The sequence below is a fragment of the Ruegeria sp. D3 genome, assembly GCF_056534465.1.
The window spans coordinates 160,480-181,617 of sequence record NZ_JBQFPK010000002.1 but is presented as its reverse complement, the minus strand read 5'-3'; the positions used below and the strand labels follow the sequence as shown (position 1 = coordinate 181,617).

General features: G+C 58.9%; 19 protein-coding genes and 2 tRNA genes. 11 read left to right on the top strand and 10 right to left on the bottom strand.

Annotated features, from left to right (window positions below):
• Positions 1 to 106: 106 nt before the first annotated feature.
• A complete protein-coding gene (locus ACR0DX_RS03285; RefSeq protein WP_170352734.1) occupies positions 107 to 1,537 on the bottom strand; it encodes a Glu/Leu/Phe/Val family dehydrogenase in 1,431 nt (476 codons plus the stop codon).
• 302 nt (positions 1,538 to 1,839) lie between these two features.
• On the opposite strand from ACR0DX_RS03285, the gene ACR0DX_RS03280 reads away from it, so the two are divergent.
• The 3 genes from ACR0DX_RS03280 to ACR0DX_RS03270 are packed head-to-tail and all read left to right on the top strand — an operon-like array spanning position 1,840 to position 4,668.
• Complete coding sequence (locus ACR0DX_RS03280) at positions 1,840 to 3,534, top strand: pilus assembly protein TadG-related protein (protein ID WP_170352733.1); 1,695 nt, start codon at positions 1,840 to 1,842, stop codon at positions 3,532 to 3,534.
• A complete protein-coding gene (locus ACR0DX_RS03275; RefSeq protein ID WP_170352732.1) occupies positions 3,531 to 4,064 on the top strand; it encodes a TadE/TadG family type IV pilus assembly protein in 534 nt (177 codons plus the stop codon). The genes ACR0DX_RS03280 and ACR0DX_RS03275 overlap by 4 nt, the downstream gene beginning before the upstream one ends.
• 4 nt (positions 4,065 to 4,068) lie before the next feature.
• A complete protein-coding gene (locus ACR0DX_RS03270; protein WP_170352731.1) occupies positions 4,069 to 4,668 on the top strand; it encodes a TadE/TadG family type IV pilus assembly protein in 600 nt (199 codons plus the stop codon).
• Here ACR0DX_RS03270 and ACR0DX_RS03265 read toward each other — a convergent pair.
• Positions 4,616 to 5,116 (bottom strand): hypothetical protein, encoded by a 501-nt coding sequence (locus ACR0DX_RS03265; protein ID WP_170352730.1) that lies wholly within the window; start codon positions 5,114 to 5,116, stop codon positions 4,616 to 4,618. The genes ACR0DX_RS03270 and ACR0DX_RS03265 overlap by 53 nt on opposite strands.
• 158 nt (positions 5,117 to 5,274) lie before the next feature.
• Here ACR0DX_RS03265 and ACR0DX_RS03260 point away from each other — a divergent pair, with 158 nt between their 5' ends.
• The gene (locus tag ACR0DX_RS03260) at positions 5,275 to 6,186 is read left to right on the top strand and encodes a pirin family protein (protein ID WP_170352729.1); all 912 of its coding nucleotides are present in this window, start codon (positions 5,275 to 5,277) and stop codon (positions 6,184 to 6,186) included.
• Here ACR0DX_RS03260 and ACR0DX_RS03255 read toward each other — a convergent pair whose 3' ends face one another.
• The gene (locus ACR0DX_RS03255) at positions 6,187 to 6,774 is read right to left on the bottom strand and encodes a TetR/AcrR family transcriptional regulator (protein ID WP_170352728.1); all 588 of its coding nucleotides are present in this window, start codon (positions 6,772 to 6,774) and stop codon (positions 6,187 to 6,189) included. It abuts the gene before it with no gap.
• Positions 6,775 to 6,819: 45 nt separating this feature from the next.
• On the opposite strand from ACR0DX_RS03255, the gene ACR0DX_RS03250 reads away from it, so the two are divergent.
• From ACR0DX_RS03250 to ACR0DX_RS03225, 6 genes are all read left to right on the top strand, one after another.
• A complete protein-coding gene (locus ACR0DX_RS03250; protein ID WP_480845147.1) occupies positions 6,820 to 7,122 on the top strand; it encodes a hypothetical protein in 303 nt (100 codons plus the stop codon).
• Between the two features lie 124 nt (positions 7,123 to 7,246).
• Positions 7,247 to 8,533 (top strand): homoserine dehydrogenase, encoded by a 1,287-nt coding sequence (locus ACR0DX_RS03245; protein ID WP_480845145.1) that lies wholly within the window; start codon positions 7,247 to 7,249, stop codon positions 8,531 to 8,533.
• A 69-nt stretch (positions 8,534 to 8,602) separates the two neighbouring features.
• Positions 8,603 to 9,583, top strand: coding sequence for a class II fructose-bisphosphatase (glpX, locus tag ACR0DX_RS03240; RefSeq protein ID WP_170352726.1), 981 nt, complete (start codon positions 8,603 to 8,605; stop codon positions 9,581 to 9,583).
• Between the two features lie 93 nt (positions 9,584 to 9,676).
• On the top strand, positions 9,677 to 11,419 hold the full coding sequence (gene recJ / locus ACR0DX_RS03235; RefSeq protein ID WP_170352725.1) for a single-stranded-DNA-specific exonuclease RecJ: 1,743 nt from the start codon (positions 9,677 to 9,679) through the stop codon (positions 11,417 to 11,419).
• A 98-nt stretch (positions 11,420 to 11,517) separates the two neighbouring features.
• A tRNA-Glu gene (locus ACR0DX_RS03230) sits at positions 11,518 to 11,592 on the top strand.
• A gap of 22 nt (positions 11,593 to 11,614) precedes the next feature.
• Positions 11,615 to 11,689, top strand: a tRNA-Glu gene (locus ACR0DX_RS03225).
• 5 nt (positions 11,690 to 11,694) lie between these two features.
• On the opposite strand, the gene ACR0DX_RS03220 is transcribed toward ACR0DX_RS03225, so the two are convergent.
• The 7 genes from ACR0DX_RS03220 to ACR0DX_RS03190 are packed head-to-tail and all read right to left on the bottom strand — an operon-like array spanning position 11,695 to position 19,081.
• The gene (locus ACR0DX_RS03220) at positions 11,695 to 13,536 is read right to left on the bottom strand and encodes a V-type ATP synthase subunit A (protein ID WP_170352724.1); all 1,842 of its coding nucleotides are present in this window, start codon (positions 13,534 to 13,536) and stop codon (positions 11,695 to 11,697) included.
• A complete protein-coding gene (locus ACR0DX_RS03215) occupies positions 13,533 to 14,225 on the bottom strand; it encodes a hypothetical protein (protein ID WP_170352723.1) in 693 nt (230 codons plus the stop codon). Before ACR0DX_RS03215 ends, ACR0DX_RS03220 begins: the two co-directional genes overlap by 4 nt.
• Before the next feature lies 1 nt (position 14,226).
• A complete protein-coding gene (locus tag ACR0DX_RS03210; RefSeq protein ID WP_170724205.1) occupies positions 14,227 to 14,904 on the bottom strand; it encodes a hypothetical protein in 678 nt (225 codons plus the stop codon).
• Positions 14,904 to 15,347: an ATP synthase subunit C gene (locus ACR0DX_RS03205; protein WP_170352721.1), complete on the bottom strand. Its 444-nt coding sequence runs from the start codon at positions 15,345 to 15,347 to the stop codon at positions 14,904 to 14,906. The genes ACR0DX_RS03210 and ACR0DX_RS03205 overlap by 1 nt, the downstream gene beginning before the upstream one ends.
• Positions 15,344 to 17,140, bottom strand: coding sequence for a V-type ATP synthase subunit I domain-containing protein (locus tag ACR0DX_RS03200; protein WP_170352720.1), 1,797 nt, complete (start codon positions 17,138 to 17,140; stop codon positions 15,344 to 15,346). The genes ACR0DX_RS03205 and ACR0DX_RS03200 overlap by 4 nt, the downstream gene beginning before the upstream one ends.
• Positions 17,137 to 17,742, bottom strand: coding sequence for a V-type ATP synthase subunit D (locus ACR0DX_RS03195; protein ID WP_170352719.1), 606 nt, complete (start codon positions 17,740 to 17,742; stop codon positions 17,137 to 17,139). Before ACR0DX_RS03195 ends, ACR0DX_RS03200 begins: the two co-directional genes overlap by 4 nt.
• Positions 17,720 to 19,081, bottom strand: a complete 1,362-nt coding sequence (locus ACR0DX_RS03190; protein ID WP_170527375.1) for a V-type ATP synthase subunit B — start codon at positions 19,079 to 19,081, stop codon at positions 17,720 to 17,722. Before ACR0DX_RS03190 ends, ACR0DX_RS03195 begins: the two co-directional genes overlap by 23 nt.
• A gap of 309 nt (positions 19,082 to 19,390) precedes the next feature.
• Between ACR0DX_RS03190 and ACR0DX_RS03185 the strand changes: the two genes are divergently transcribed.
• Positions 19,391 to 21,130, top strand: coding sequence for an ABC transporter substrate-binding protein (locus ACR0DX_RS03185; protein WP_170352717.1), 1,740 nt, complete (start codon positions 19,391 to 19,393; stop codon positions 21,128 to 21,130).
• Positions 21,131 to 21,138 lie beyond the last annotated feature (8 nt).

Sequence of the window (21,138 nt, the reverse complement as noted above, 5' to 3'; positions counted from 1 at the left end):
TCTGTCGCAGCAGCTTATCCGCCGCAAAGCCAACCGGCCATTGCCGTTTTGAACCTCGCGCCTTCGTGTTGCGCAGGGGCGACCAATTTCCGCCCCTGCATTTTCCTCAAAGTCCTTTGGCCCGATAGCTTTTCGAGACCCGGTCGATCGCCACGATATAAGCGGCTGTGCGCAGGTCTTCGACATCATCGCGGCTATGCCAAACTTCACGCATGGACTGATAGGCAATCCGCATCGTGTCATCGAGGCCCGAGCGCACCAGCTCAAGCTCATCGGCACCTTTCAGGTATTTGGCCTTGAAATCCGGTGACATCGACCACGCATCGCCCAAGTAGCGATCCAGACGCTCCAACTCACTGACGATCAGCTCGTGCCGCGCCTCTTCTTGACGGCGCTGCATCCGGCCAAAGCGGATATGGCTCAGGTTTTTGACCCACTCGAAATACGATACCGTCACACCGCCGGCATTGGCATACATGTCAGGAATGATCACGGTACCCTTTTTGCGCAATATTTCATCCGCACCCGCCGTCACAGGACCGTTCGCAGCTTCGATGATCAGCGGGGCCTTTATGCGTTCGGCATTTGACAGATTGATCACGCCTTCCAGCGCCGCCGGGATGAGGATATCGCAGTCCTCTTCCAACACCACCGCCCCCTCGGCGGAATGGGTCGCGTCCGGGTAATCCTTGACGCCACCATGTTTGACGATCCACTGCCGAACGGACTCAACGTCGATCCCTTCCGGATTATACAGCGCGCCATCCCATTCGATGATGCCGGTGACAATCGCGCCATCCTCTTCGCTGAGGAATTTTGCGGCATGATAGCCCACATTGCCCAAGCCCTGGACGATCACGCGTTTGCCGTCCAACTTTCCAGTAAGCCCAGCTTTCTGAATGTCCTCAGGATGGCGAAAGAATTCTCGCAGCGCGTATTGAACACCACGACCGGTTGCCTCGACCCGCCCGGCGATACCACCCGCGTTCAACGGCTTGCCGGTAACACAGGCCCGCGCATTGATGTCCGTTGTGTTCATCCGGGCATATTGGTCGGCCATCCACGCCATCTCACGCTCGCCGGTCCCCATGTCGGGGGCTGGGACGTTCTGGGACGGGTTGATCAGATCTCGCTTGGCCAGTTCGTAGGCAAACCGGCGCGTGATTTGCTCCAGCTCATGATCTTCATACTGTCGCGGGTCGATACACAGCCCGCCTTTCGAGCCGCCAAAAGGTGTTTCAACCAGCGCACATTTGTAGGTCATCAGCGCTGCCAGCGCCTCAACTTCGTCCTGATTGACGGCCAAAGCGTAGCGGATGCCACCTTTAACGGGCTCCATGTGTTCGGAATGAACAGACCGGTAGCCGGTGAACGTATGAATATCACCGCGCAGGCGAACACCGAACCGCACCGTGTAAGTGGCGTTGCAAACCCTGATCTTCTCTTCCAGCCCCGGAGGCAGATCCATCAGGGACGCCGCCCTGTTGAACATCAGGTCAACACTTTCGCGAAAGCTGGGTTCTTTTGTGGCCGTCATCTATACCTCCGTGCCAACGAACGACTTGCGTTCTGTCGTTTTGTCGCACCCATTGGATAAACGATCAATATTTAAGCAAAAATAAATTTCGAAAAACTGAGTCGCTGAATGCGATCACGCGCGCGTGCATTGTCGACCAGAAGACAACAGAACCTGAGCGCGGATCATATTATTCCCGGTTTGACAAGAAATGGGCCTGATCCAAGGCGGTTTCGCCCAATTCCCGCCACGTTTGAGCGTTAATTTCTCAACGTTAACTTTTCCTTAGCAGTAGTGGATGACTGTTCAGTGAGGACGGCAATATGATTAACCGCGGTTTCAAAAGCGGCATTACTAAACGCTTTAAAAAACTACCAACGCCCGAGGCCTTCCAGCGCGAAGAAGACGGGTCGTTCACCATTTTCGTACTGCTTGGCGTGCTGGTGATTTTTGCGACCACAGGTATTGGGGTCGACGTCATGAATTTTGAACGCGACCGTGCGACGTTGCAGTCGACCTTGGACCGCGCTGTTCTTGCCGCTGCCGACCTTGACCAAACGCTCCCGCCGCGACAGGTGGTCGAGTCATACTTGGACAAAGCCGGCCTCAGTGACAAACTGAAATCGGTCAACGTGCAGGAAGGATTTGGATCCCGGACCGTGTCTGCGACTGCAGAAACGATCGTGAACACCAACTTCATGCGCTTTTCGGGTCACAAGACCTTGACTGCACAAGCGGCAAGTACAGCGGAGGAATCGATTGGATCAGTCGAAATCTCGCTCGTACTCGACATGTCCGGATCGATGAACCGCGCGTCTGCGGAAGCGGGAAGAACGAAAATCGAGGTCTTGCGCTCTGCCGCCAAAGAGTTCGTGACCCTGATGCTGGACAAGCCCGGCGAAAGCCAAATTTCGATGTCCATCATTCCGTACGCAACCCAGGTCAGCGCGGGTGACGACATACTGAAGCACTTCAGCAATGTATCGTCCGAGCATGATTTTTCTCACTGTATTAACTTTACTTCGGCCCAGTTTGGTAGTTCGGCATTGGATCCCACGATTTCCTATGACCGAACCGCTCCGTTCGACCCCTTCCAATACACCAACAACGCAGAGCAATTCCCCCGCTTCCCTGTTTGTCCTATCCGCGCAGGCAGTGACATTACCGCTGTGACCGACGATATCGATGTTCTGCACAACCGCATCGATGCGCTTACGGCCAACGGCAACACTTCGATCGACGTGGGCATGAAATGGGGTGTCGGCATGCTGGATCCCAAATTCCAGAACGTTGTCGGAGAACTGGCCAGAGAGAACATTGTTCCGGATAAGTTTAAAGATCGACCCGAAGCCTATGACTCAGAAGTGCTAAAGGTCGCTATCGTCATGACCGACGGACAGAACACCACTCAATACATGCTAAAAGACCAGTACCGCTCAGGCTTTTCGGACATTTGGTTCAACCCGGAATACGTCCGCGACGATGGGTCCACAGGGGAATATAGCGTTCGGTTCCGGCGAAACCCGGACCGCTACGTGTGGATGCAACAAAGCATCGAAAACGGCGCGCAGTTCGGCGGAGGATTCATTACTGCCGACTATCCTTACGGCAACCCTCCGAACGAGAACTCTTTCAACAATGAGCCGGGAACAGCGACGCGCATGGCTTTCCCTCAGCTGTTCAATCAGGCCTCGTTGTACTGGAACGCGACCAACAACTACTTCTGGCAGAGCAATCACGTGTTCAACTGGTTCCAGAACCCTCGAATAAGTGTCGGACCAACAACCAAGAATTCGCGCACAACCAGCATTTGCGGCGCTGCAAAGAATAATGGTGTGATCATCTATGGAATTGCGTTCGAAGCACCCAATGCGGGCCTAACGACCATCAAGAACTGTGCAAGTTCGGACAGCCACGTCTACGAAGTGGACGAGTTCGATGACCCCGAAGGCATCTCATTGCAAGACGCATTTGCGTCAATCGCATCGTCGATCAAGAAGCTGAGGCTGACCCAATGATCCAAAATCTTCGAACATATCTAGGAAAACTTAAGGCATCTGAGGACGGCAACGTCGTTGTGGAATTTGTCCTCATTTTCCCGGTTTTCATGTTCTTCATCCTCAGCGCAATGGAATACGCGGTGGTTACGGTCCAGCAATCAATGCTGGAACGTGCGGTGGACATAACAGTTCGCGAGATTCGACTGGGAACCGGAACAAACCCGGACCACGATACAATCAAGGACTCGATCTGTGAGAACACGCTGCTAGTCCGTAACTGCTCGCGAAATTTGCGACTGGAAATGATCCAGCAGAGCGCGTTCGCCGGTGTCAATCTGCCCGAAACCGTAGACTGCACCGACAACACTGAAGAAGTACGCCCTGTTCGTACCTTCCAAAACGGTCTGTCGAATGAGCTCATGATTCTGCGCGCGTGCGCCAGGGTTGATCCTCTGTTTCCGACTTCGGCCATGGGGCGGGCGCTGGTAGATGACACCGGACAGATCGCACTAACGGCGACCACAGCCTTCGTTCAGGAGCCTTCGTAAGACTATGACCATTATCCATAGACTCAGAAATCTCTTTCGCTCGGTCAAACGGGATGAAAGCGGTATACTAACTGTCGAAGCAATCCTGATTTTCCCAATGCTGGTTTGGACAATCACGGGCGCCTTTGCCTTCTTCGATGGTTTCCGGCAAAGCGCGGCTAACCTAAAGGCTGCTTACACGGTCGGCGACCTCATCTCGCGTGAAACCGGGACTGTGACCGACACCTACGTCGACTCCATGCATGAGCTTTTGGATCGAATGGTCAACAGCCGAAACGATATTCAACTGCGTATTTCGCTGATTGTCTACGATGCCGAAGATGATCGGCACTACGTGAGATGGTCAGCCATCCGCGGCTATTGTGAGGCCTGGACTAACGACAACATCGGTAACATGCGGGATAACCTGCCCCCGATGCCCGATCAGGACACGCTGATCATTGTCGAGACCTCCAATAGGTATCAGCCTATTTTCGGGTCGAACTGGGTGGTCGGATCGTGGGTTTCCGAAGATCACACTTTCCGCAATTTCGTGTTTACTCGCCCACGATTTACGAATGAGATTGCTCAGAACCTTGGCCCTCAGTCCTGTTCGCAAGCTTAACCGACAGCATTTCCGACATAAACTTGGTCTCAGCGGCGGCTGTCATGCCGCCGATGCCCACCCGATGACCGAGGCGCCACCATAGCCCCGGGGCCCAGGCATTTGCATCCTTGGTCCGCGTGCGGATCAAGAAACCGTTTGACGGTTTGAACGCAAACACTCCGCGATCTACGGCTTCGATATCCTGAACCCGGGCGATCACACGCCCGGCCCCGGTTCGAACCACTGTATCGGTCAATTCGATGCTGTCGCTCGTGGCATACCACATTCGATGCGCCAGCCAGAATGCTGCAGCGCCAACGACCAGCAAAAACACAAGCCACGCAGGCTCGGGCGGCGTTGCCATGGCCACATACAGAACCATCGCTCCTACAACCGTCAACATTCCGACACCCAGCCACCGCCGTGGTGTCGAAGCCTTGACCCGAGCCAGTACTTCTTCCTGCATCTTCTCTCCCCGTTCGATGTGGTCAGGGTTTAGCGCCTTTCCCCGCTGAAAGACAGAGGGGCGCGACCTGCAATTTTTTGCACATAGGCAGTGCCTTTCCGCAAATTGACGCATGTCATCCAACGGCTAAGTATGGCCCAAGCAAGCAGGAGGCCCTCATGTCCCTTAGACCCACTTTGGAAACCCGGAACGCCGTCCCGACAATGGAAGGCGCAGGGGTCAAGCTGCATCGTGCATTCGGATTTCAGGATCCGTCCGAGCTGGACCCGTTCCTGCTGTTTGACGATTTCCGAAACGAACGCCCGCAAGACTATATGGCGGGGTTCCCTTGGCACCCTCATCGAGGCATCGAGACGATAACTTATGTGTTGTCTGGCACGGTCGAACATGCAGATTCGCTAGGCAATACTGGCACGTTGGGTGCTGGAGACGTTCAATGGATGACGGCCGGGTCCGGCATCTTGCATCAAGAGATGCCAAAAGGAAACGCGACCGGTCAAATGCACGGGTTCCAGCTTTGGGGTAACCTGCCGTCCAGTCAAAAGATGACAGCACCGCGTTATCAAGATGTTCAAAGCAGGGACATTCCGGAAATAACCGATGACGACGGCACAACTGTCCGAGTCATCGTCGGCGAGTTCTGGGGCAAGACCGGCCCAGTCGACGGCATCGCTGCAGATCCGCAATATCTGGATATCTCGATCCCGGCCGGCGTAAAAAAGACATTCCGCATTGACACGTATCGCCGTGCCTTTGCCTATGTTTTTCAGGGCCAGGCCGCCTTCGCAGACGCCTCGCAACCGACGGGGGTACTGCTAGAGAAAGAAGTTGCAGGGCGAGAGGTCAACATTCGTGACATGTCGGGGGATCGAACTCTGGTTCGGTTCGGAACGGGCGATGAGGTCACTGTTCAGGCCGGTCCCGGTGGCGTCAGGTTCCTGCTGATCTCGGGCGCGCCGATTGATGAACCCGTCGCGTGGCACGGCCCTATTGTGATGAACACCCGCGCTGAACTGGAACAGGCGTTTCGAGAATTGCGGAACGGCACGTTTATCCGCCCAACGCATTGATCAAGTTGTAACTGATCTATGAACCATGTCCCAGTAGATCTGCTCGACGGCGTCTAGCGACAAACGCCCCCCTGCGCGATACCAAGTCATCACGCCATTCAACATGGCGATAACCGCAAGTGTGGCGATTTTGGTATCGGCAACAGTAAACAGCCCTTGCTGTTGTCCGGCTTTCAAAATGGCCTCCAAAGAGTCTTCATATTTGCGCCGCACCGCTTCAATTTCCGTGAAGTTTTCGGGGCTTAGGTTGCGCAGTTCCATATAGGCGATAAAGACTTCGTCCGGGCGCTCCATGTGAAATCGAATGTGAAAGCCCACGAACTGCCGCAAGGCTTCGACTGGCGAGTCCGCAGGTGTCAATTTGGCGTATGTAGAAAGCAGCTCCTGCATGTGGTCGTTCATCAGGCGATACAGCAAGCTCTGCTTATCCGGCGTGTAGTTGTAAAGCGCTCCAGCCTGCACCCCGACCTCCGCCGCGATCTGGCGCATGGAAACCGCCGCGTAGCCGTGGCGCGCAAACAACGACAGGGCCGCCTTGCGAATACGGGGGCCAGTGATATCGGAATGAGAACCTTGTGTCCGTGCCATATTGCAAATGTATCTGAACGTCCGTTCAGATAGAACCCCGCTTGAATGCGCTATTCAAAAGGTGCATCACAGGCAGAACCGCCATCGAAAGGGTTCGGCATGAAACCCCTGCCATTGCTGATTGTTTTGAGTCTTTGCGCCAGCTGCGTCGACTTTCCTGAACTTGAAGGCAGCGAGCCTGAAAGCCTGAAAACCACACGGTATCCAAAACTGATCCCTCTCCAAGAGAATCTTGGCCCCCCGATCGACCCAGTGAGCGAGGCCGCTGAGGTCGAAGAAGACCTGTCTGCCCGACGAGAAGCGCTGCAGAAAAAGGCGGACAAGCTACAAAGCGAAGAAATTAACTGACCGCCTGCATTTCCCGGTTCAGGCCGGCCTGCAACGCATTGCGCCCATGCGCCGAACCCGGTAAGGCACCCGGGAATGGGCAAGGCCCAAAAGGCGATAAATTCGAGCGAAAGGAACCCACGGGATGACACAGGCGCTGCGGCTTGGAATTGCGGGCTTGGGAACGGTCGGCGTGGGTGTCGTCAAGATCGTCCGGCAACATGCGGATTTGCTGCAAGCGCGCACTGGTCGCCCAATCGAAATCATCGCCGTGTCAGCGCGCGACGCGTCCAAGGATCGCGGCGTGAACCTGTCGGGCTATGCCTGGGAAACCGACCCTGTCGCCTTGGCACAACGGGACGATATCGACGTCTATGTCGAGCTGATGGGCGGTGAAAACGGCCCCGCCAAAGCCTCGGTCGAGGCGGCGCTGGCCAGTGGCAAAGATGTCGTAACCGCAAACAAGGCCCTGCTGGCGATCCACGGGCAAGAGCTGGCTGAAAAGGCCGAGGCCGCAGACCGCGTGATCCGGTTCGAGGCCGCCGTAGCAGGCGGTATCCCGGTGATCAAATCCCTGACCGAAGGTCTTGCCGGCAATGAAATCACCCGCGTTATGGGCGTGATGAACGGCACCTGCAACTATATCCTGACCCGGATGCAATCGCAGGAGCTGGGCTATAACGCCCTATTCGAAGAATGCGCTGAGTTGGGGTATCTCGAAGCCGATCCTAATCTGGATGTCGGCGGCATTGACGCGGCACATAAACTGGCGCTGCTATCGTCAATTGCCTTTGGCACCAAACCCAATTTCGACGGGATCGAGATTGAGGGCATTCAGCAGATCAGCCTCGATGACATCCATCAGGCCGACGACATGGGCTATCGCATCAAACTGCTGGGCGTCGCACAGAAAACCGCGCGTGGGCTGGTGCAGCGGATGCAGCCCTGCCTTGTGCCCAGTGGCTCGGCCTTGGGACAATTGGAAGGCGGGACCAACATGGTGGTGATCGAGGGCGACGCAGTTGATCAAGTCGTTCTGCGCGGCCCCGGCGCGGGCGAAGGCCCCACGGCTAGTGCCGTGATGGGCGATGTCTGCGATCTAGCGCGCGGGTTGCAAATCCCGACCTTTGGCCGGCCCGCGACCTCGTTGCAGGATGCGGCACCGGCGATCACCGGCCTGCCTGCCCCTTATTACCTGCGTCTTGCGCTGTTCGACAAACCCGGCGCGCTGGCGAAAGTGGCTGCCATTCTGGGCGATGCTGGTGTGTCGATCGACCGGATGCGCCAATACGGCCACTCGGACAGCACAGCTCCGGTCCTGATCGTCACGCACAAGACAACACGGGCCACTTTGGACGTGGCATTGGATGGGTTCCGCGACACCGATGTGGTCTCGGGCGAACCGGTCGCGCTGCGCATAGAAGAGGTTTGACCCTTGCGGCCTGCCTAGGCCGCAGGCTATGCCCAAGAAAACGCCTATACTGACCTGAGGATAGTGAAAATGAGTGCTGCCAAGATTGATTTCAACGACCGACTGCTGTCGCTGGGCCTGGCGCGGGTTGCGGAACAGGCTGCTCTGGCCTCTGCCTCGCTGGTGGGACGCGGTGACGAGAAGGCGGCCGATCAGGCGGCGGTCAATGCGATGCGCGAACAGTTGAACCTGTTGGATATCGCAGGCGTCGTGGTCATCGGTGAAGGTGAGCGGGACGAAGCGCCGATGCTTTATATCGGCGAAGAGGTCGGTACAGGTAATGGCCCCGGCGTGGACATTGCGCTGGACCCGCTGGAAGGCACCACCCTGACCGCCAAGGATATGCCCAACGCCCTGACCGTGATTGCGATGGGCCCCCGCGGCTCGATGCTGCATGCGCCCGACGTTTACATGGACAAGCTGGCCGTTGGTCCGGGCTATCCCGAAGGCGTCGTCAATCTGGACATGAGCCCGCGCGAACGGGTCGAGGCTCTGGCCAAAGCCAAGGGCTGCGCGCCTGCCGACATTACAGTTTGCATTCTGGAACGCCCCCGGCACGAGGCGATGATCGCCGAAGTACGCGAGACCGGCGCCTCGATCCGCCTGATTACCGATGGGGATGTGGCCGGTGTGATGCATTGCGCCGAAAGTGAAGAGACCGGCATCGACATGTATATGGGCCAAGGCGGCGCACCCGAAGGTGTGCTGGCGGCGGCCGCGTTGAAATGTATGGGTGGTCAGATCTTTGGCCGCCTGCTGTTCCGCAACGATGACGAACGTGGCCGTGCCGCCAAGGCGGGCATCACCGATCTGGACCGTATCTACGAACGCGATGAGATGGTGACAGCCGACGTGATCTTCGCCGCAACCGGCGTGACCGGCGGGTCGCTGTTGCCGCGCATCAAGCGCGAGCCGGGTTGGCTGGAAACCACCACCCTGCTGATGCGGTCTAAGACCGGATCGGTTCGGCGCATGTCCTACCGCACCCCGCTGTGGTCTCACGACAACTAACGGCTTGCGCCGCTGCCTCCGGCGGTCGTATTTTGAACGAAAAGAAGGGCCGGGTCCGAAGGGAATCCGGCCTTGGCATATCAGGGGCGGGTCATGAGCTTTCTTGGGGTTGAACAGTCTTTGTCCGGGCGGCGGTGGGTCGGCCCCTCGACGGATGTGGAACGCGCAACCGAGATGCTGGTGCAACAGGCTGGGCTGCCGCGTGCTGTTTGCCAAGTGCTGGCGCGCCGTGGCGTTCCCGCGATGGAGGCCCCCGGCTTCCTGGAGCCCAAGCTGAAGGAACTGCTGCCCGATCCGCGAGACATGAAAGATATGGAAACCGCAGCCACCCGGTTTCTGACGGCAGTGCGGGACAAGCAGCGGATTGCTGTTTTTGCGGATTATGATGTGGATGGCGGCAGCTCAGCCGCTTTGTTGCTGGTCTGGCTGCGGCAGATGGGGTTGCAGGCGACGCTGTATGTGCCCGACCGAATTGATGAGGGCTATGGCCCCAATGTACCCGCAATGCAGGAGTTAGCTGCGCAGCACGATCTGGTTATCTGTGTCGATTGCGGCACGCTGAGCCATGAACCGATCGCTGCAGCCAAGGATGCGGATGTTATCGTTTTGGATCACCATTTGGGGGGTGAGACCTTGCCCGAATGCGTGGCCGTGGTGAACCCGAACCGGCAGGATGAAAGCGGCGATCTGGGCTATCTGTGTGCGGCTGGCGTGGTGTTCTTGATGCTGGTCGAGGCCGGGCGGCAACTGCGTGAGGCCGGGGTTAAGGGACCGGACTTGATCTCGCTGCTGGATTTGGTGGCGCTGGCGACCGTGGCAGATGTCGCTCCTCTGATCGGGGCGAACCGTGCGCTGGTGCGTCAGGGGTTGAAGGTGATGGCCCAGCGGCAGCGGCCCGGTCTGGTGGCCTTGTCGGACGTGGCACGGATGGATTCGGCCCCGAACAGTTATCATCTAGGTTTCCTGCTGGGCCCCCGCGTGAATGCCGGGGGGCGGATCGGTCAGGCCGATCTAGGTGCGCGATTGCTCAGCACCGATTCCATGCACGAGGCCGAGGCCCTGTCGCAACGGCTGGATGAGTTGAACACCGAGCGCCGCGATATCGAAAACGCCGTGCGCGCGGCCGCCATCGAACAGGCCGAGGAGCGCGGGCTGGACGCGCCTTTGGTCTGGGCCGCCGGTGAGGGCTGGCATCCCGGCGTCGTGGGCATCGTTGCCTCGCGCCTGAAGGAGGCTGCGAACCGCCCCGCCATCGTCATCGGTTTTGATGGAGATGAGGGTAAAGGCTCGGGCCGGTCTGTGAGCGGTGTTGATCTGGGTGCCTCGATTCAACGGCTGGCGGCTGAGGGGCTGCTGGTCAAAGGTGGCGGGCACAAGATGGCCGCCGGGCTGACAGTGATGCGCGATCAGCTGGAACCGGCCATGGCGCGGCTTTCGGAACTGTTGGCCAAACAAGGCGCGGGCGAAGGCGGCCCAGCGGATCTGAAACTCGACGGCACATTGATGCCGGGTGCGGCCACCGTGGACCTGATCGAACAGATCGAAAAAGCAGGACCGTTCGGGGCCAGCGCCCCTGCCCCACGCTATGCCCTGCCCGATCTACAGGTGCGTTTTGCCAAACGCGTGGGCGAATCTCATTTGAAACTGTCCCTGTCCGATGGCGTGGGCGGCGGTCTGGACGCCATAGCCTTCGGTGCGTTCGATGGACCAATGGGCGAAAAGCTGTCCAATCACGGCGGCGCGCGGTTCCATTTCGCCGGTCGGCTCGAGGTCAATACATGGGGCGGACGGCAATCCGTGCAGCTTCGGCTGGAAGATGCCGCCGAGGCAAATTGAACCCGTCCCCGGCCCCAGCAAAAAACTTTTCCCTCCCTGCATTTTTCGGCTTGCGGGGGTGGTAGGTAAACCGTAAAAGGCCCTCCACAAGCCAGCGTGGCCCGTTCGTCTATCGGTTAGGACGCCAGGTTTTCAACCTGGAAAGAGGGGTTCGATTCCCCTACGGGCTACCACTTGTGCTTGTTTTGCCTAAATGGCCCGTTCGTCTATCGGTTAGGACGCCAGGTTTTCAACCTGGAAAGAGGGGTTCGATTCCCCTACGGGCTACCATTTCCTTACACTCCGAATTTCTCGCGGCACAGGTCTTCGATCTGCCCCCACGTGGATTTGAATTCTGGCGTGTTTTCTGCTGCATAGTGGAAGTTTTTCATCAACCCTGTCAGCTGCGTGAAAACCTGCCGCACCTCGGCCTTATCTTTGAATTCTGCGGTGGACTGGGTCACGCCATAGACAAGCTTGAAGGTCATCTTCTGTCGCTCCAGCGGGACGGTCGCGTCCACCTGATCGAATGCGTCCTGCTGCAGATAGACCATATCCACGAACAGCCCCTTTTGCTGGGTGACGAAGTCTTCGATCGTGACGCCCTCTTCGCCCGTCACCTGCATCATCTGGTCGACCTGTTCGCCCTTTTCGATAAGCGCCAGAAGATCACGGACCTTGCCGGTCCAACCGGCTTCGGCGTTCTTGTCATACCAGTCCGAGAGCTGATCCAGATAGCGCGACCAGCTGAGCATCGGGTCCACCGCCGGGTAGAATCGCTTGTAGGCACGCTCTGATGACAGGCCGAGGAAACACTTGACCGTGGACAAGGTCGACTGCGTGACTGGCTCGTCAAAATTGCCCCCGGCGGGTGAGACCGTGCCAATCAGCGTCAGGCTGCCCAACGCGCCATCATTGGTCTTCATCGCGCCCGCGCGTTCGTATAGCCCCTTGATCGAGCTTTCCAGATAGGCGGGGAAGCCCTCCTCACCCGGAATTTCCTCAAGCTTGCCCGAGGTCTCGCGCATGGCCTGCGCCCAGCGGCTGGTGCTATCGGCAATCAGCAGCACGTCATAGCCCATCTGGCGATAATATTCGCCCAACGTGATGCCGGTGAAGATCGATGCCTCGCGCGCAGCAACCGGCATGGACGAAGTGTTGCAGATGATGATCGTCCGGTCCATCAGGCTGCCGCCCGAGGTCGGGTCGGTCATCTTGGGGAATTCCGCGATGGTTTCCACCACCTCGCCCGCGCGCTCGCCGCAGGCCACGACGATCACGATATCGACCTTTGAGTTCCGCGCGATCAGGTTCTGCAAGACCGTCTTACCTGCACCGAACGGGCCGGGAATACAGGCCGTCCCTCCGCGCGCGATGGGAAAGAACGTGTCGATCAGGCGTTGCGAGGTCAGAACCGGTTCGGTCGGGTACAGACGTTCCGACAAGGCGCGTTTCAGGATGCCTTCCGGTAGCGCCCGCCGGACAGGCCATTTCTGCGACAGGGTCAGCGTGTGTTCGCCGCCCTGCTCATCCTCAAGCCGGGCCACGATGTCGTGGATCGTGGCCGCGCCTTTCTGGACCCAGACGACCTTATAGTCGCCCACCCAGTTGAACGGCAGCATGATCTTATGCTCGAACCGCCCCTCGGGCACAGTGCCGATACTGTCGCCCGCCGTCACCGTGTCGCCCACCTTGACCGAGGGCGTAAACGACCATTTCGCCAGCGTATCCAGCGGGGCCACATCTGCGCCGCGTGGCAGGAAAGTGCCAAAATCCGCCGCCAGTTTCGGCAGCGGCGATTGCAGCCCGTCAAACACCTGACCCAGCAGACCCGGCCCCAGTTCAACCGACAACAACTGGCCCGATTGTTCCACCGGGTCACCGACAGCCACGCCATCGGTGCTTTCATAGACCTGCACATCCGCCGTGTCGCTCCGCACGCGCAGCACTTCGGCTTTCAAACGCTCCTGACGGCCACCGGGGCCGGGGCGCGTGGGCAGGATGAAGACCACCTCGTTCTTGACCAATTGCCCCGGCGCGCCCGAGGCATCTGCGTTGGCCTGAATTTGCACCAGCCCCTCTTGCACCGCGACAACGCGGGCAGTGGCGGTTTGGGTGACGGGGGTTGGGGCGGTCATGCGTAGGCTCCCTCAAAGTCGATATCGGCGACGTCGGCCATTGCCTGTTGTGCCAGTTTTTCAAATCGCGTTGCCGCATCCTGCGCATTGCTCTGCGCCCAGCGGTCGAAAATATTCCAGATCAGAACGTAAATCGCTACGGCCTCGAAATCGAACAGATGGCGGGCAGCGTGGCGTTTCAGCTGCTTATGGCTAACCGAAAGCAGAAGCCTCTCCAGACCCAGCGGGTCCTCGGCCTCCAGCAGTTGATGCGCTTCCTTGAGCCACGGCATCGAGCTCTCAAGCTTAAAGGTCGGATCGCTCCAGTTGGCCGGGATGTGGCGGGCCCAGCGGCCCATGCCGAAGGTTCCGGCGGGCGAGCTGCCACCCTGTTTGCGAAGGCGCAATGCGGCTACGGCGGTGCGCAAATCCATCCGCTCCAGAAACAGCTTCTGCAAAGTCGGCTGCGGAATATCAGCAAGCGCGGCCTTGCACCGTTCGACGGCCTGCACGTCTGTCACGTCAATATCGTAATCGCCCCAGTTCAGGGCGTGCTCCAACACCCGCAGCACCTGCGCATCCTCTGGCGTCAACGCGCGCAGCCGCCGGTCTAGCCGTAAGCGCGAGATTGGGGGCTGTTTGGCGATAAACAACCGCTCTGAGCCGGGAAGGCTGCTGATTAGCGCGATATAGGCGTCGGGGTCCGACATGTCAGCGGATCACCCCTTCCAGCACGGCACGGAACCGGGGCTGCAGATGCTCCATCAACAACGAGGCCACGGCCTTGTCAGTCAGGTCCAGCACCACGCCCTGATCCTCGGCGCGCACCCGGATACCGTCCTGCGTGCCGTCTGCGGCGTGAAGTTCCACCTGTTCGCGCAGCATGTCGGCAGTCAGGCCCAGCACATATTTCGTCAGCTTGCCTGACTGGATATCGTCAGCGTTTTGTTTGATATCCTCTTGCGTGGCTACCTTGGCGGGCAGGATCACCTGCACCTTACCGTCCAGCTTGGCCCCTTCCGCCGCGCGCCCAACGACCTCGAGGATCATCTGTTTCAGCATCTCGGGGTCGGCCATTTCCTTGGTGACAAGGCGTTCGACATCTTCGCGGAACCGATCGGTCAGACCCGCCTTCATGGTCAACACCGCATCACGCATGGCGGTGTTCAGCGCCTCTTCCCCGGCGGCACGGTAATTGTCGGATTCGGTACGGGCCTTTTTCTGATACTCATCCGCTTCGCGCTTGGCATCGGCGAGGATCTTGGCCGCCTCGGCCTTGGCCTCAGAACGCAGCTTGTCCGCATCCGCCTGCCCTGCCGCAACACCGTCGCTGCGCAGCTTGTCGATCAGCGCATCCACCCCGTGCGAGATCATTCCGTCCTGTGTCATCAGCTGATCCCCGCGCTAATGACCAATGCGAAAACAAAGGCAAAAACGCCGAAGCCTTCGATGATCGCCGCCGGAGCCAGCGACAGGCCGAAGATTTCCGGTTTCTCCTTGGTGGCATTGATGGCCGCCGCACAGGCGCGGCCCTGCCAGATGCCGCAATACATCAGCGCAATCCCTGACAGGATGCCGATACCGAACAGCCCGCCCGCGTTTTCCGGGGTCACATCGCGGTTCAGCGTAAACATGATCACGATGCCGTAGATCACCATCGTAGACGGAAACGCCGAAACGCCGATGAACCGGCCATAGCCGCCCTCGGTCTCGGTCATCGCGCCGATACTGGCCTGCCCCGCAATGGCACAACCAATAGCGCTAGACGCCGCACCCAAAGCCATGGGCGCGTAGATTCCCAGCCAACCCAATGTCAATACAAGCTCATTCATTCCTGAACCTCCTTGCGGGCGAACGGGCGAAAGACGATGCCTTCATCCGGCAGACCCCATTTAAAGAATTCGATGTAATTCAGACGTAACCCGTGGACGACGCCACTCATCATCGCGAGGGCGAAATTGAGCAGATGCCCGGCAATCAGAATCAGCAGCCCGAACAGGATGCCCGGCCCTTTCAGCGCCTGCATCACTTGGACCGCCAGATCGTTGAACGTGATCGCCAGCGAGGCCGAGGCCAGACCAAGCGCGAACAGGCGCATATAGCTGAGCACGTCGCCAAAGGCTCCCATCGCACCCGCCAGCCCCTGCAGCCCTTCGATCAGACGCCACAGCCAGTCGGTAGGTTTGGTGATCTGTCGCTCGCTAGTGAACAGCAGAATGGTCAGAAAACCGGCAACCATCAGGACGGTTCCGGGCAGGGTCGCGCCGTCATTCATGTAGGCCAGCCACAGAACAAACCCGCCGATTAGCACTCCGATCCAGCCCAGATTGGCAACCGCTCTGCGCCGTCCCCACGCCGCCCGAGCGGCCAATGCGTTGGCCAGCACCAGATGGAACACCCCCACCACGATCGAGATCATCATCATGGCGTTGAAATTGTTCAGGTCCAGTATCTTGAGCCGCGCCCAGATCGACCCCTCCGCAGGGGACGCACCAAAATAGCTGCCGACCATGACCCCATAAATCACCGTCGCACCCGCTATGATCACACCATAGAGCCGCCACGACCGCTGCGCCGGGGACTTGTCCATCTTTTTCCAGAAGGTCAGCAGGCCCAACAGGATCACCGCGCCATAGCCCGCATCCGCGACGATCATCGCAAAGAAGATCGCGAACGAGGCCGCAACGATGATGCTGGGATCCCAATCCCGGTAGCCCGGTATCTGGTAAAACAGCGCCAGATCGACCGCCGCGCTGCGGTTTTCAGGCTGCTCCAGTAACGTCGGAGGGGCGTCATCCGGCCCCGGCTCCTCGATCAGAACAGCAGCGTCTCGCGCCTGCGCCATCTCCAGCACCGCATCCACGCGATCATCGGGCACCCAGCCCTGCAGGGCAAACATCGCGCCCTCGTCGCGCACTTTCTGCGTGGCATGGGCCAGTTCCGCCGCGCTTTCCGCCGCCGACAGGTTGCGGCGCATCAGCGTCAGGTAGCGGGTTTGGGCGATGCGTTCGGCCTCCAGCGCCTCGATCGCAATCTCGGCCTCTTCCAGCTGCGCCTCAAGCTCATGGATCGGCAGCGACCCGGTATGAGTGCGCGGCACCGGCAGAATATCATCACCCGGATCCTCGGGCGCGATCAGCACGGCATAGATATAGCGGTGATCCTGTTCCAGAATGGCCCAGGGCAGTTTGACCTCGGACAGCGCCTCGCGGTGTTTCACCGGCAGTTGGTAGAACCACAGCCGATTGCCCGCCAGAACGTCATCGGGTGGAAAGTCCAGGTCCCCCCACGGACGCACCTGCGCAATCCGATGCGCCAGAAAATCCCGCCGATCTGTTGCCTCTCGGGTGCGCTGCATCAGGTCAAGCACGTCGCGCACGAACTGGTCCATGTCGAAGGCCGGATCGCGCTGTATCTGGCGGCGCGGGTCGGCCACGTCGGTCAAAAAGCGCAGCGCCTTATAGGCGTCATGCGCGCCACGTTCGCTGATCTTTTCCGGCTCGGCGGGTGGAGGCGCCAGCGGCAGTACATGCATACAACCTAGCTCCTGCAACGCCTCTAACGTGCCGCCCTTATGCGCGGCCGGTCCGACGAGGGACAGTTTCTTCAGCCGTGCAACGCTCATGTCAGTGCCTCCTGCGCATGTTTGCGTTTGGAGATCTTCGAGCGCACAACCGATTGCATCTGTTCATCGCTCAGATAGATGCGGATCTTCTTGATATTGGCCTTGGCGCGCGGGATCAGAACCTTCTCGAACAGGTTCACCCGCTGCGTGATCGTGGCCACGGCCTTATCGAAGATGCGCACCCGTTCCTCGGCGACCTTCACACGCAGCCGCGCCTCGATCATGTCGTGCAACAGGCTGGAGGTAGCATCGACCCAATGGGGTTTGGCCAACAGCGAATAGGGTCGCACGGCAACTTCGATCCGGTCCAGATCGGGCATCTTGACGCCGACCACGTTGACCTCTTTCAACTGGTAATCCTTCAACTCGACCAACCCGTCCAGGTCGACCCCCTGCTGTGCCAGCATCGGCAGCTTTTCCCCGACCTGCTGCGCCAGATCATGCACCTCTCGCTGAAGGCGTTGGACATCTTCGCGTGCTTTGGCACGTTCCGCCATCAACTGCTGGCGTTTGAGGTCCAGCGACGGCAGGAACCGCTCGTAGCTTTTCAGCTGGGTCTGCTGGCGGGCCAGCGACGATTTATTCAGCTGCAACCGCGCCATCGGTATCCTTTGGGAAATACTTGTCGACCAAGGCCTGCTTCATCAGCAACTGCTCGGGTTGGAAACACTCGGCCAGCGTCTGCCACCCCAGATCCAGCGCGTCCTCCAGCGGGATCGAGACGTTGATATCCATGAACCGCGCCCGGAACAGCGCGCCGAATTTCAGCAACTGATGATCGTAATCCGACAGATCGAAGGCCATCGCCTGTTTCTGCGCCGCATCGCGGCTTTCGGAATAGAACCGGATCATCGTGTTCATGATCTGCCCGTGATCTTCACGCGTGGTCTTTCCGATCACGTTCTGCTTGAGGCGCGAGAGACTTCCGAACGGGTCAATCACCCCCGAATGCAGGTAAAACTGCCCCTCGGTGATATAGCCCGTGTTGTCCGGCACCGGGTGGGTCACATCATTGCCGGGCATTGTCGTCACGGTCAGCACCGTGACCGAACCGCCCTTGGCGTAATCGCACGCCTTCTCATACCGCCGCGCCAGCTGGGAATAGAGATCACCCATATAGCCGCGCTGCGAGGGCACGCGTTCCTGGCTGATGCCCACCTCTTTCATCGCATCGGCATAGGCGGTCATGTCGGTCAGCAGAACCAGCACCCGCTTGCCTTCCTCGACCGCGAATTTCTCGGCCACCGCCAGCGCCATATCCGGCACCAGTAGCCGTTCCACCAGCGGGTCCATCGCCTGATTGACGAACATCACCGTACGCGAGAACACGCCCGCATCCTCGAACGACGTCCGGAACGTGTGGTAATCGTCAAAGATCAGCCCCAGCCCGCCAAACACCACGATATCCGCGTCCGCCTGAATGCCGATCCGGCTGAGAAAGGCATTGAACGGCTCGCCCGAGACCGAAAAGATCGGGATTTTCTGGCTTTCCACCAACGTGTTGAACACGTCGATCATCGGCACGTCCGTGCGAATCATCTTGTTGGGCACTGCACGTTCCGAGGGGTTCACCGTCGGCCCGCCAATCTCTATCCGCGGCTCGGACGAAAGGTCCGGCCCACCGTCGATTGCCACCCCTGCCCCGTCAAAAACACGGCCCAGAATATTCGCCGAGTACGGTGTCTGCATCGGATGACCCAGAAAAGTGGCTGTCGCCTCGGTCGAGATACCCTTGGTGCCCGAGAACACCTGCAGCGTCACCACATCCCGGTCGATGAAAATCGCCTGCGCCAGCGTTTTATGTCCGTCGATGGTTTCGATCACCGCCAGATCGTTGAACCGCACAGCGGCGTCAGCCGACCCGTCCAGCGGCACCCGAACCTTGATGGTGTCGCCGACAATTTCCAGAACGCGTGTGTACTTCAAAAGACTTTGGGACATGAAACATCCTCAGTCATCAAAATGAAATTTGTCGCCCGGGCGCGCACCGCTTCGGGGCTTGTACGTGGAAGCAGCTTACTAAGAATCAACAACTTGGCAAGGATAGATGCCGATCAACGAATGAGTTACCCGACAAGACGCGCGAATCCGTCCGTCAAAGGCCCTCATCATCAAAAAGCGCATGTTTCTAAGGCTGTAAGGTGACCAATCTCATTTACTAAAAATTTAGTTTGACACATATGCAAAAAATCGCTGATGCTGAGCGCTATCCGGTCCGCACCGGATCACATAATCTTTGGGAGGAGACAGATGCGGAGACATCTACTTTGCGCAGTGGCGGCGGCGGCCGTCATTGCGGGCCACGGCTCTGCTTGGGCCGACGAAGCCGCAGCAACACGTTGGATCGACGACGAATTCCAGCCATCGACCCTGTCGAAAGACGAACAGATGGGCGAGATGAAGTGGTTCATCGAAGCTGCACAACCCTATGCCGGGATGGAAATCAACGTTCTGTCCGAAGGCATCCCCACGCACTCGTATGAATCCGAGGTTCTGACCAAGGCATTCGAGGAAATCACCGGCATCAAGGTCAACCACCAGATCCTGGGCGAAGGCGAAGTGGTTCAAGCTGTTCAGACCCAGATGCAGACGGGCCGGAACCTGTATGACGGCTATGTCAACGACAGTGACCTGATCGGTACGCACTCGCGCCTTCAACTGGCCTATAACCTGACCGAACAGATGGCAGGTGACTGGGCGGCGACCACATCGCCGACGCTGGATCTGGATGACTTCATGGGCATTCAGTTCACCACTGGCCCGGACGGAAACCTGTATCAGTTGCCCGACCAGCAGTTCGCGAACCTCTATTGGTTCCGCAAGGACTGGTTCGATGATGAGGCCAACAAGGCCGCATTTAAAGAGAAGTATGGCTATGACCTTGGTGTTCCTGTCAACTGGTCAGCCTATGAGGACATCGCCGAGTTCTTCACCAATGACGTGAAAGAAATCGACGGTGTCGCAATCTATGGCCACATGGATTACGGCAAGCGCGCGCCGGACCTGGGCTGGCGTATGACCGACGCTTGGCTGTCGATGGCCGGTGCCGGTGACGTGGGCGAGCCGAACGGTGTTCCGGTCGACGAATGGGGCATCCGCATGGAAGCGGGCACCTGTAACCCCGTTGGCGCGTCTGTTTCGCGCGGTGGTGCTGCAAACGGTCCGGCTGCGGTCTATGCGATCCGCAAATGGGACGAATGGCTGCGGAACTATGCGCCTCCGGGTTCGGCGTCTTATGACTTCTACCAGTCACTGCCCGCGCTCAGCCAAGGCAACGTGGCCCAGCAGATCTTCTGGTACACCGCCTTTACCGCCGACATGGTCAAGCCGAAGTCCGAAGGCAACAACACCGTGGATGACGAAGGTACGCCGCTGTGGCGGATGGCGCCCAGCCCGCATGGCCCCTACTGGGAAGAAGGTCAGAAGGTTGGTTATCAGGACGTGGGCTCTTGGACGTTCCTCAAATCGACCCCCTCGGATCGTGCCCAGGCCGCGTGGCTGTACGCTCAGTTCGTGACGTCCAAGACTGTTGATGTGAAGAAGTCCCACGTGGGTCTGACCTTCATCCGCGACAGCTCGGTCAACCACGAGTCCTTCACCGAACGCGCACCCAAGCTGGGTGGTCTGGTCGAGTTCTACCGCTCGCCCGATCGTGTGGCATGGTCGCCGACCGGCATCAATGTTCCGGACTATCCGAAGCTGGCCCAGATCTGGTGGCAGCAGATCGGTGACGTGAACTCGGGCGCCTTCACCCCGCAAGAGGCGATGGATCGTCTGGCCGAGGAAATGGACATCACCATGGCCCGGATGCAGGCCGCGGATGAGGCAGCCAACGTCTATGGCGGCTGCGGCCCGCGCCTGAACGAGCCGCAGGACCCTGCCTTCTGGCTGGAAAAAGCCGGTTCGCCTAAGGCCAAGTTGGACAACGAAAAGCCGCAGGGCCAGACCGTCAACTATGACGAGCTGGTTGCGCGCTGGCAGGCCAACTAAGCCAATGC

Excerpts from the sequence above, each read along its gene's own strand:
- ACR0DX_RS03285 (WP_170352734.1), bottom strand. The coding sequence starts at position 1,537 with ATGACGGCCACAAAAGAACCCAGCTTTCGCGAAAGTGTTGACCTGATG.
- ACR0DX_RS03280 (WP_170352733.1), top strand. The coding sequence starts at position 1,840 with ATGATTAACCGCGGTTTCAAAAGCGGCATTACTAAACGCTTTAAAAAA.
- ACR0DX_RS03275 (WP_170352732.1), top strand. The coding sequence starts at position 3,531 with ATGATCCAAAATCTTCGAACATATCTAGGAAAACTTAAGGCATCTGAG.
- ACR0DX_RS03270 (WP_170352731.1), top strand. The coding sequence starts at position 4,069 with ATGACCATTATCCATAGACTCAGAAATCTCTTTCGCTCGGTCAAACGG.
- ACR0DX_RS03265 (WP_170352730.1), bottom strand. The coding sequence starts at position 5,116 with ATGCAGGAAGAAGTACTGGCTCGGGTCAAGGCTTCGACACCACGGCGG.
- ACR0DX_RS03260 (WP_170352729.1), top strand. The coding sequence starts at position 5,275 with ATGTCCCTTAGACCCACTTTGGAAACCCGGAACGCCGTCCCGACAATG.
- ACR0DX_RS03255 (WP_170352728.1), bottom strand. The coding sequence starts at position 6,774 with ATGGCACGGACACAAGGTTCTCATTCCGATATCACTGGCCCCCGTATT.
- ACR0DX_RS03250 (WP_480845147.1), top strand. The coding sequence starts at position 6,820 with ATGCGCTATTCAAAAGGTGCATCACAGGCAGAACCGCCATCGAAAGGG.
- ACR0DX_RS03245 (WP_480845145.1), top strand. The coding sequence starts at position 7,247 with ATGACACAGGCGCTGCGGCTTGGAATTGCGGGCTTGGGAACGGTCGGC.
- glpX (WP_170352726.1), top strand. The coding sequence starts at position 8,603 with ATGAGTGCTGCCAAGATTGATTTCAACGACCGACTGCTGTCGCTGGGC.
- recJ (WP_170352725.1), top strand. The coding sequence starts at position 9,677 with ATGAGCTTTCTTGGGGTTGAACAGTCTTTGTCCGGGCGGCGGTGGGTC.
- ACR0DX_RS03220 (WP_170352724.1), bottom strand. The coding sequence starts at position 13,536 with ATGACCGCCCCAACCCCCGTCACCCAAACCGCCACTGCCCGCGTTGTC.
- ACR0DX_RS03215 (WP_170352723.1), bottom strand. The coding sequence starts at position 14,225 with ATGTCGGACCCCGACGCCTATATCGCGCTAATCAGCAGCCTTCCCGGC.
- ACR0DX_RS03210 (WP_170724205.1), bottom strand. The coding sequence starts at position 14,904 with ATGACACAGGACGGAATGATCTCGCACGGGGTGGATGCGCTGATCGAC.
- ACR0DX_RS03205 (WP_170352721.1), bottom strand. The coding sequence starts at position 15,347 with ATGAATGAGCTTGTATTGACATTGGGTTGGCTGGGAATCTACGCGCCC.
- ACR0DX_RS03200 (WP_170352720.1), bottom strand. The coding sequence starts at position 17,140 with ATGAGCGTTGCACGGCTGAAGAAACTGTCCCTCGTCGGACCGGCCGCG.
- ACR0DX_RS03195 (WP_170352719.1), bottom strand. The coding sequence starts at position 17,742 with ATGGCGCGGTTGCAGCTGAATAAATCGTCGCTGGCCCGCCAGCAGACC.
- ACR0DX_RS03190 (WP_170527375.1), bottom strand. The coding sequence starts at position 19,081 with ATGTCCCAAAGTCTTTTGAAGTACACACGCGTTCTGGAAATTGTCGGC.
- ACR0DX_RS03185 (WP_170352717.1), top strand. The coding sequence starts at position 19,391 with ATGCGGAGACATCTACTTTGCGCAGTGGCGGCGGCGGCCGTCATTGCG.